This is a genomic window from Rhizocola hellebori (assembly GCF_016862955.1).
GTDB lineage: Bacteria > Actinomycetota > Actinomycetes > Mycobacteriales > Micromonosporaceae > Rhizocola > Rhizocola hellebori.
The window spans coordinates 191,112-199,047 of sequence record NZ_BONY01000010.1; the positions used below are offsets into that span (position 1 = coordinate 191,112).

A 7,936-nucleotide genomic window follows, 5' to 3' on the forward strand; every position below is an offset into this window, starting at 1 on the left:
GACTATTGCCGTGCCACCTGCTTCGGGGAGGCAGCTTCCCGTGCCCCGATCCCTATTGCGTCACCGTCGACCCGGGCGTTGCCGAGGTCTACCTTGACGGCTCCCGCCGCTGATCCCACGGTGACGAAGAAAGTATTCGCCACATTTCGTTTGGCGGCAGGGCCGGATTGGCGGCGGCGTCCTCGGCGAGCTCGGGATCGTCAAGCAGCATCATGATTCGTGAAATCGGCAGGCGGGGACAGGCTGCAGCGGCACGGCGGACGGTGAGATCCGGGTCGTCGCTGAGGTGGCTGATGACCGCCGACTCTGCGTCCGGGTCGCGCACGGCAAGCCTGCGCACCGCTGGGTCGGGATCGACGGCGAGCCGAGCCGTGCCAACGGTCGGGAACAGCGGTCGCTGGATGAGACGTCTGCGGCCACAACCCCGGTAATCCACGAAGGATTGCAGCAGCAGGCTCGGTGAAGCGCTGGGATGATGCTGAGCGAGCAGAACCCGTACACCGAAATCGCTGTCGGTCTCTAACGCGGCCACCAACTCATCCGGCAGCGTCGGATTGCGGGCCGCAGCACGGCGCAGCAGGGGATTGACCGATCGAACTCCGCGGATCGCCTCGTCAAGCGGTGGTACGGGGCTGTCGATGTGGTAACCCCGATCGCAGGTCGCATCGGGATGGCCGAAGTAACCGTCGCAGGGCACGGTCGCCAAGTCGATGCTGATCTCTGCGCGTTGCTGCTCGGTCAGGCCGGGGTGGACCGAAACGGCTGTGCGCACCCTGGCGGCCGGGTCGGCGGCGAGCTGGGCAAGCTGCTCGCCATTGAGGTCGGCTCGCCGCGAGAGGCGCTGGCGAACCTCTGCGTCGGGGTGGTCGAGCAAAACCGCCACGGCATCGGGTGGGGTGGTGGGATTTTCCGCGACGACGCGCATGGCCTCGATGTCGCCGCTGGCCAGCACATGGTCCACCAACGCCGGTGACAATGAGCGGTGCAGCACCGCCCAGAACTCATGGCAATGCCGTTGGGGGAGGTCTGCTGGCAGCATCTGCTGACGCCAGAACTCGGCGTTGTCGGCAGCGGCGGAGCGGACCTCCACTACCGGGTCATCGAGCAGCGCCTGCCGGCTGTCCTCATGGAGAACGTTGAGGTACTGGGCTGCGAGCTGTCTGATTCCCGGCCGGGGATGCCTGGCGGCAAGCTCGAGGAGACGGCCGTCATGCCGGTCGGCCCAGAGCAACTCGTTGAGAAGCTCGTCGCGGGTCATCGGAACGCCCCGTGGAGGCTGGTCCAGGTCGGCCAGAAGCTGGGTCAGGGTCTCGTCGGACAACGGCCGCTGCTCGGGCCGGCCGAACGCTCGAGTCCTTACCCTCCAACTCTCATCGTTGAGCAGCGCTGCCCGCAACGATGGACTGACATCAGGATGGGAAGCCAGGGCGCCCCGGATGCGGGCCGAATGATGACCTTGCATCGCGTCTTGCAGCGGTGGCTCGAGGATCGCTCGGCGCCGTAGCCAGCCGGCTGCGTGATCGGGCCAGTGCCTCATCAGCTCGATGAGCAGACCGGTCGGGGCGGTGGGGTTGCGCGCCAATCCCGCCAACCGTGCGATGGGGAAGGGCGACTCGTCGAGCCAGGCATCACCGCTCACCGCCGCACCTTATCGGCTGCCTGCCGAGTTTGTTCAGGGGTTGTGTCTAGGCTGCTGCGGTGCGTATCGAATTGGTTGCCCTGATCGTCGACGACTACGACCCCGCGATCGAATTCTTCACCGGCGTGCTGGGTTTCGACCTCGTGGAAGACTCCCCTTCGCTGACCAATGCGGGGCAGCCCAAGCGATGGGTGGTTGTCCGGCCACCCGGTGCGCAAACCGGGATCCTGCTAGCCCGCGCCGACGGGGACCATCAACGCGCCGCTGTAGGCGCGCAGGCGGCGGGCCGGGTCGGTTTCTTCTTGCACGTCGATGACTTCGATGTCTCCTACACGCGCATGGTGGATGCCGGGGTCACCTTTGTCACGGCGCCGCGTACCGAGCCATACGGCCGGGTAGCGGTCTTCCTCGACATCGCCGGCAACCGCTGGGATCTGCTCGGCGCCGCCTGAAGCCCCTACGCCGCCGCATGCCATCCGGATTTGCCGCGATCCACGATCGCGCAGAATCGGGGGCTGGCAGGGCGATCGCGGTCCGGTAGGGTCGTGCGGGTGGACTTGGACGACATCGCCGCCCGGCTCGGGGTACCGGTCGAGGAGGTCGACCGTGTGCACGGGCTCGCTGCCGACTGGCCGTCGGTTCCGCTGCCCGCCAAGGCTCAGGTGCCCGCGATCCTCGACCGGCTCGCGGTGCGGCCGGACGACGCGGCCGAGATCATGGCGGGCTGGCCCGACCCCGACTCTCCATTGTGGACTGCGGAGCTGCGCTGGCTGCTCGACCGCTCGATCGCGCTGGTCTGCGCCGATCTCGGGGGCCACGGCTGGCTGTCGCCAGGTCCGGAGCTGCCGCGCGAACGCGGCCTGGCCTGGCGGCATCTTTACGTGTACGCCTACCTGGCCCTGGTTGACGTGGTCACCGGGTATCACCGTGACCACGGCATCGCCGATGCCGTGTCGTGGGTGACCCTGGCGGATCTGGGCCGCAACCTGGCGATCGACCGGCGGATGCGCGGCGAGGGCTGGCCGGTCATGCAGAGCTGGCTGACACTGCACGCGCGCGGCGGCCTCTACCAACTGGGCCGGCTGCAATACCAGCGCGGCGGTGCCGCCATCGGCCTGCACATCCCCGAGACGGGGCCGATGACCCCGGAGGCGGTCGAGGCGTCGCTGGACCAGGCACGCGTGTTCTTCCCGCGCCACTTTCCCGAAGAGCGCTACACGACGTTCTCCTGCGGCTCTTGGCTGCTCGACCCGCAGCTGCTGGAGTACCTGCCCGAGGACTCCAACATTGTGCGTTTCCAGCGCCGGTTCGAGCTGGAGCCCTACGAGGAGCCGGAAGGGCTGGACGCCGACGTGGAGGTGCTGCGGTTCGTGTTTCGCACCCTGAGCACGCCGCTGGACCAGCTGCCGCGCCGCACCATGCTCGAGCGCGCAGCCGTCGACCATCTCAAGGCCGGCCGCCACTGGCGCTGGCACCGCGGCCACTTCCCGATCTAGCCGCACGCTCCAGCACGGAAATGAGATCGCGGCGGCAGACCGCCGTCCCCGTGGTCGACACGCTGCGTCACGCTGAGGTGGCCCAGCCCGTCGCCGAACTGCACCCGATCCTCACCGTCAAGGGATAGCCGCGACACGGCGCGCGTCAGTCCGGTGGCGCGGCCGGTAGCGGCAACGGCCGAGCCGCTACCGGTGTGGAGATCACGATGGAGGTGGTCGTCTGTCCAAACAGGAGGAACTGGTCGAGGACTTCTTCGAGCTCACCGATGGACGGTGCGTGAACCTTGAGGAGCAAGCAGTCCTCGCCGGTGATTCGATGGCATTCGACCACCTGTGCCGTCTTTTGTGCAGCCCGGGTGATCTTGGGTAGCTGACCGGGGCCCGGCCGGATGCGTACCAATGCGGTTACCTGCATGCCGAGTGCTGCCGGGTCGATGTCCATCCGGTACCCGACGATCACGCCCGCGGTTTCCAGCCGCTGTACCCGTTCGGTGACCGCGGGCGCGGACATGCCGACCCGGCGCGCGAGCTCCGACATCGGCAGGCGCGGGTTGTCCTGCAACTCGGACAGCAGCTGCAGGTTGACGGCGTCTAACAGCTTTGACCTCGGATCCTTAGGCAAATTGCATCTCCTGCCTTCATCTTGTACTTCTCAGATCCGTCCTCTGTTCTGGAAGATAGTCCCATGATGCAGTACGTCCGTCTCGGCTTGTCCGGTCTGAAGATCTCGCGGATCGGCCTGGGCATGATGAGCTTTGGCGATCCCGCCGCCCAGGCGTGGTACCTGTCGCAGGACGCGGCCGAACCGATCCTGCGGCGCGCGGTAGACGCCGGCGTGACATTCTTCGACACGGCCGACATGTACTCCGACGGGGCCAGCGAACAGATCACCGGGCGGCTGCTCGGCAAACTCTTCGGCCGGCGCAGCGACTACGTCCTCGCGACCAAGCTCTACTACCCGACAGGGCCGGGCCCCAACGACCGTGGGCTGTCCCGCAAACACATCATGGACGCTGTCGACGCCTCGCTGCGGCGGCTGGGCACCGACCACATCGACCTGTACCAGATCCACCGGTGGGATCCCGAGACGCCCATCGAGGAAACCATGGCGGCGCTGCATGACGTGGTACAGGCCGGCAAGGTGCGCTACCTCGGCGCGTCCCTGATGTACGCGTGGCAATTCGCCAAGGCCCAGCACACCGCACAGACCGGTGGCTGGACTCGCTTCGTGTCCATGCAGACCCGGTACAACCTCGTCTACCGCGAGGAGGAACGGGAGACGATCCCGTGCTGTGCCGACCAGGGCGTCGGCGTCCTGCCATACAGCCCGCTGGCCCGAGGGCTTCTTGCCGGTACCCGTGAACGCGGCGGCCTGCGGCACACACCTCGCGCGATCGTCGAACAGACCGACACGTTGTGGCAGAAGGAGAACGACAACGACTTCGACATCGTGGACGCGCTGCGCTCGGTCGCCGCCGAACGCGCCCTGCCACCCGCTCAACTCGCCCTGGCCTGGCTGCTGAGCAAACCGTCAGTGAGCGCACCAATCGTCGGCGTGACCAAACCCCACCACCTCGACGACGCGCTAGCCGCCGCAGACCTGTCCCTCAGCGACGAGGAAACAGCCAGACTCGAGGCCCCCTATCGCCCCCGCGCACCATACGGCCACTCTTAGCACCGCTTGTTGTCCGGGGTTGGGACGGGCATCCTTGCGTCGTGGCATGGACCGACGACATGACTGTGCGCGTTGCTCGTGGCGCCTCATTGCGCGCTCTTGTTTTGTACCTGCGAGCGGCGGACACGGCAGGCACGGGCCGGCGCGAGATTCTTGCCGTCCTTACCGAGCAGTTCGCCCTGCCGTTCGATGATGCGCGGCTCGCGATGGATCGCGTCCAGGGCGGAGTCACTCGAGCCTTGACCGGCAACCCCGCGAACAAGCCGGACTCTGTCAAGGATCCGTTGGCGTGGATGTCCTACCGGCTTACGCTCGGGCTGCCAGTCGACGACGATGTTCTCGGGCCATCGGCCGAGGAGCTGGCGTCCGCGGAGGCACTCCTGGAGCGGGCGAGGCGGGGCGAGCCCACGCACGGCACAGAAGACGTCGCCGTGGCGCTCGAGGTCGCACGCCTGGCGGTGGCATCGCAGGAGCCAGACCGGGTGCGTTTACACCTGCTCCTCGAGGCGGCAACGTCACTATCTGTCGCAGCCGAAGCATGCATCGTCCAGTTAGGACAGCAACCCTGCGCCCCGGAGGGTTCCCAGGAGTGGGCCGACGGCGTCGCGCTCGCGGCAGCTGCCCGTCAGGTCACCGCGAAGTTCGCCGCCCAGCCCGACCCAAAGCTCGAAGAGCGCGGATTCGGACTGGTAGGACGCATCGTCACCCGGATACTGGGCCAATGCCACGCCTTCGTAGGACGAGCGATGATGGAGTCGGCCCGCTGCATCCAGCGCAACGGCGATCCCCACCGAGCCGCCACCCACCTCGAGGCGCTGCTGGCTGACTTCGAGGTGCTGGTCGATCGGTTCGAGGCTGACGATCCGCTCGACGACGATCCGTTCGACGAGGACGTCATCGCCCTGGAGCACCTGCTGGCCGCCGTCGAGCTCATCATTGAGGTCAGAGGCAGTTCCGCTGAGCTCGACTCCCTTCGCCATCGCACCAAGCAAGTGCTCGACCGCTTGTTGACGTGCTGAGCGCCGTCGTGACGTGACCACAGTCACGCCTGGATCTGCCGCGAATCGCGCTTGCCGGCTCGTGGGCGGATAATTGGCGCGACAATTGTCGTACCGGCCTTAGAGAATCCCCACGTGATCTCAGCCCTCCTTGGCCGTGCCCGCCCGCCGTCGCCGTTAGCTGGCCGCTTGTCCTTGCAGTCGCTGCTCTTCGCGCTCGGCCAAGGAACGTTCATGACCGGGTCGGCGGTGTTCTTCACCAAGATCGTCGGGTTGTCCGCTGCCCAGGTCGGTCTCGGTCTGACGTTCGCCGGGATTGCCGCTTTCCTTGCTGCCGTGCCGATGGGCAAGCTGGTCGACCGCTACGGGCCGAAGAAGATGTGGGCGGTCAGCGCTGTCGGGCAGGCAGCGATGTTCGCGGTCTGGCCGTTTGTCACTGATTTCAAGGGCTACGTCGCCATGGCCGTCGGCATGGAGGTGATCGGCGCGCTCGGCGGCGCCGCGCACGGGGCATACACGATCGATGTGCTGCCACCAGACGAGCGGGTGCAGTCACGCGCATACATGTACTCGGCCCTCAATGTCGGCTTCACCCTGGGCTCATTGCTGGGTGGCATAGCGCTGGCGTTCCACTCCAACGACGTGCTGCACGCGCTGCCCTGGTTCACGGCGGCGGTTTTCCTGGTCAATGCCGTGTCGGTCACGCGGCTGCCGCGGGCTTCGCACGACGAGCGCAGCCCTGAGGAACGCAAGGTGCGCATTCCCGGGCCGGGTCCGCTGCGCAACCCCGGCTGGCTGCTCACCACCTTCTTCGTCGGGGTGTTCTGGACCAACCAGGTTTTGCTCAACGTCGTCATTCCGCTCTGGCTGGTCGAGCAAACCGACGCCCCGCGCGTCTTGCTGGCCTTCCTTTTCGCCACCAACACGGTGATGTGCATTTTCCTGCCGATGGTCACCTCCCGCGGCGTCAGAAACCTGCCGACCGCGCTCAAGGCGATTCGATTGTCCTCAACCTTTTTTGTCCTCTCCTGCCTGATCACGCTCGCGACACACGACACCATCGGCTGGGTGACGATCTTCCTGGTCTGGCTGGGCCACGTCACCGTGACGGGGGCCGAGCTCTACGTCTCGGCGGCGAGTTGGTCCTTCGAAGCAGAGCTGATGGACCCGCGTCAGCGCGGCGCCTACCAGGGCGCCTCCGAGCTGAGCATGACCCTCGGCAAGGTTTGGGCGCCGGCGGTGTACACCTTCCTCGCGTTGAACTGGGGCGCCGCCGGTTGGCTGGTGATAGCCGGCATCATCGTGGCGGCCACCATCGGCATCCATCCGTCGACGCGGCTCGCCCGGCGATTCCTCGAACGCCACGTCCCCGCGGACGTCTTGGCCGACGCCAGCGCCTCCAGCCGCGACACCGACGAAGAGACCGGCACACCGCCGCACCTCGACGCGGTGGTGCCGGAGTCAGTCGGTAGCCGCTAGGCGTGTCACTGGAGGTCGTCTGTACGATTCGCCGATGCGTGAACCGCTCAGCCGCGAGTGTCATTGCCTGCTGTGTGAGGGCGACGGTACGCCGAGGCGATGGTGGCGGTCGGTCGAGAAGTCCTGGCCCTATCGCGAGCGCCGCAACGCCCGGGCGGTCCGTGAGTATGGATGGGGCGTCACCGGTGTCGTGGGCACAACCCTGCCCGACTGGGCTTACTCGATCGGCCTGTGGCACAGCTATGGCAGCGTTGAGGTCTGCCTTCTCGGCATCCCGCAGCAGCCGGCTATGGTCATTGTCAACGAGGTTGGAAAGCTCATCCGTGACGGGCTCGTGCTGGTGCCAGACCTCAAACTGGCGGGCGTTGTCGAAGGCTATGAGCTCGGCCTGGCCCCGGTGCATGACAGTTGGTACGAGCGGCTGTTCGGCGCCGCCATCGACTACTATCAGCGGCCGCCGTTCCCGGTGGTGCAACTCCTGTGGCCCGATGATTCCGGCCGCTACCCAACAGACCTGGAGCACAAGCCTGGAGCACATGATGCGCAGGCGGCGCTTTGGCTCCCGCGGGACGAGCACCCGCACAGTGTGTGGACGCAGGCTCCAGGGGCATAGGGCTGGTGCACGCATCTGCCGCGATGAGCGCCGGGT

General features: G+C 66.8%; 8 protein-coding genes. 6 read left to right on the plus strand and 2 right to left on the minus strand.

The genetic code is table 11. The features are described 5' to 3' along the window. Positions 1 to 88: 88 nt before the first annotated feature. A complete protein-coding gene (locus tag Rhe02_RS10535) occupies positions 89 to 1,639 on the minus strand; it encodes an amino acid adenylation domain-containing protein (protein WP_239123639.1) in 1,551 nt (516 codons plus the stop codon). Between the two features lie 59 nt (positions 1,640 to 1,698). Here Rhe02_RS10535 and Rhe02_RS10540 point away from each other — a divergent pair, with 59 nt between their 5' ends. Together Rhe02_RS10540 and Rhe02_RS10545 are read left to right on the plus strand one after the other, a co-directional pair. Next, positions 1,699 to 2,091 carry a VOC family protein gene (locus Rhe02_RS10540; RefSeq protein WP_203907946.1) on the plus strand — a complete coding sequence of 131 codons (393 nt, stop codon included), beginning with the start codon at positions 1,699 to 1,701 and terminating at the stop codon, positions 2,089 to 2,091. A 99-nt stretch (positions 2,092 to 2,190) separates the two neighbouring features. Further along, positions 2,191 to 3,135 carry an acyltransferase domain-containing protein gene (locus Rhe02_RS10545; protein WP_203907947.1) on the plus strand — a complete coding sequence of 315 codons (945 nt, stop codon included), beginning with the start codon at positions 2,191 to 2,193 and terminating at the stop codon, positions 3,133 to 3,135. A 145-nt stretch (positions 3,136 to 3,280) separates the two neighbouring features. Here Rhe02_RS10545 and Rhe02_RS10550 read toward each other — a convergent pair whose 3' ends face one another. After that, positions 3,281 to 3,733: an Lrp/AsnC family transcriptional regulator gene (locus Rhe02_RS10550; protein ID WP_203907963.1), complete on the minus strand. Its 453-nt coding sequence runs from the start codon at positions 3,731 to 3,733 to the stop codon at positions 3,281 to 3,283. A 90-nt stretch (positions 3,734 to 3,823) separates the two neighbouring features. Between Rhe02_RS10550 and Rhe02_RS10555 the strand changes: the two genes are divergently transcribed. The 4 genes from Rhe02_RS10555 to Rhe02_RS10570 all read left to right on the plus strand — a co-directional run bounded on the left by Rhe02_RS10555 (position 3,824) and on the right by Rhe02_RS10570 (position 7,900). Further along, on the plus strand, positions 3,824 to 4,810 hold the full coding sequence (locus Rhe02_RS10555; protein ID WP_203907964.1) for an aldo/keto reductase: 987 nt from the start codon (positions 3,824 to 3,826) through the stop codon (positions 4,808 to 4,810). Positions 4,811 to 4,851: 41 nt separating this feature from the next. Beyond that, positions 4,852 to 5,829: a hypothetical protein gene (locus tag Rhe02_RS10560; RefSeq protein ID WP_203907948.1), complete on the plus strand. Its 978-nt coding sequence runs from the start codon at positions 4,852 to 4,854 to the stop codon at positions 5,827 to 5,829. 114 nt (positions 5,830 to 5,943) lie between these two features. Beyond that, a complete protein-coding gene (locus tag Rhe02_RS10565) occupies positions 5,944 to 7,287 on the plus strand; it encodes an MFS transporter (protein WP_203907949.1) in 1,344 nt (447 codons plus the stop codon). 34 nt (positions 7,288 to 7,321) lie between these two features. Further along, positions 7,322 to 7,900 carry a DUF4262 domain-containing protein gene (locus Rhe02_RS10570; protein WP_203907950.1) on the plus strand — a complete coding sequence of 193 codons (579 nt, stop codon included), beginning with the start codon at positions 7,322 to 7,324 and terminating at the stop codon, positions 7,898 to 7,900. Positions 7,901 to 7,936: the final 36 nt, after the last annotated feature.

Coding starts and splice junctions, on each gene's coding strand:
- Rhe02_RS10570 (WP_203907950.1), top strand. CDS start 7,322: ATGCGTGAACCGCTCAGCCGCGAGTGTCATTGCCTGCTGTGTGAGGGC.
- Rhe02_RS10555 (WP_203907964.1), top strand. CDS start 3,824: ATGCAGTACGTCCGTCTCGGCTTGTCCGGTCTGAAGATCTCGCGGATC.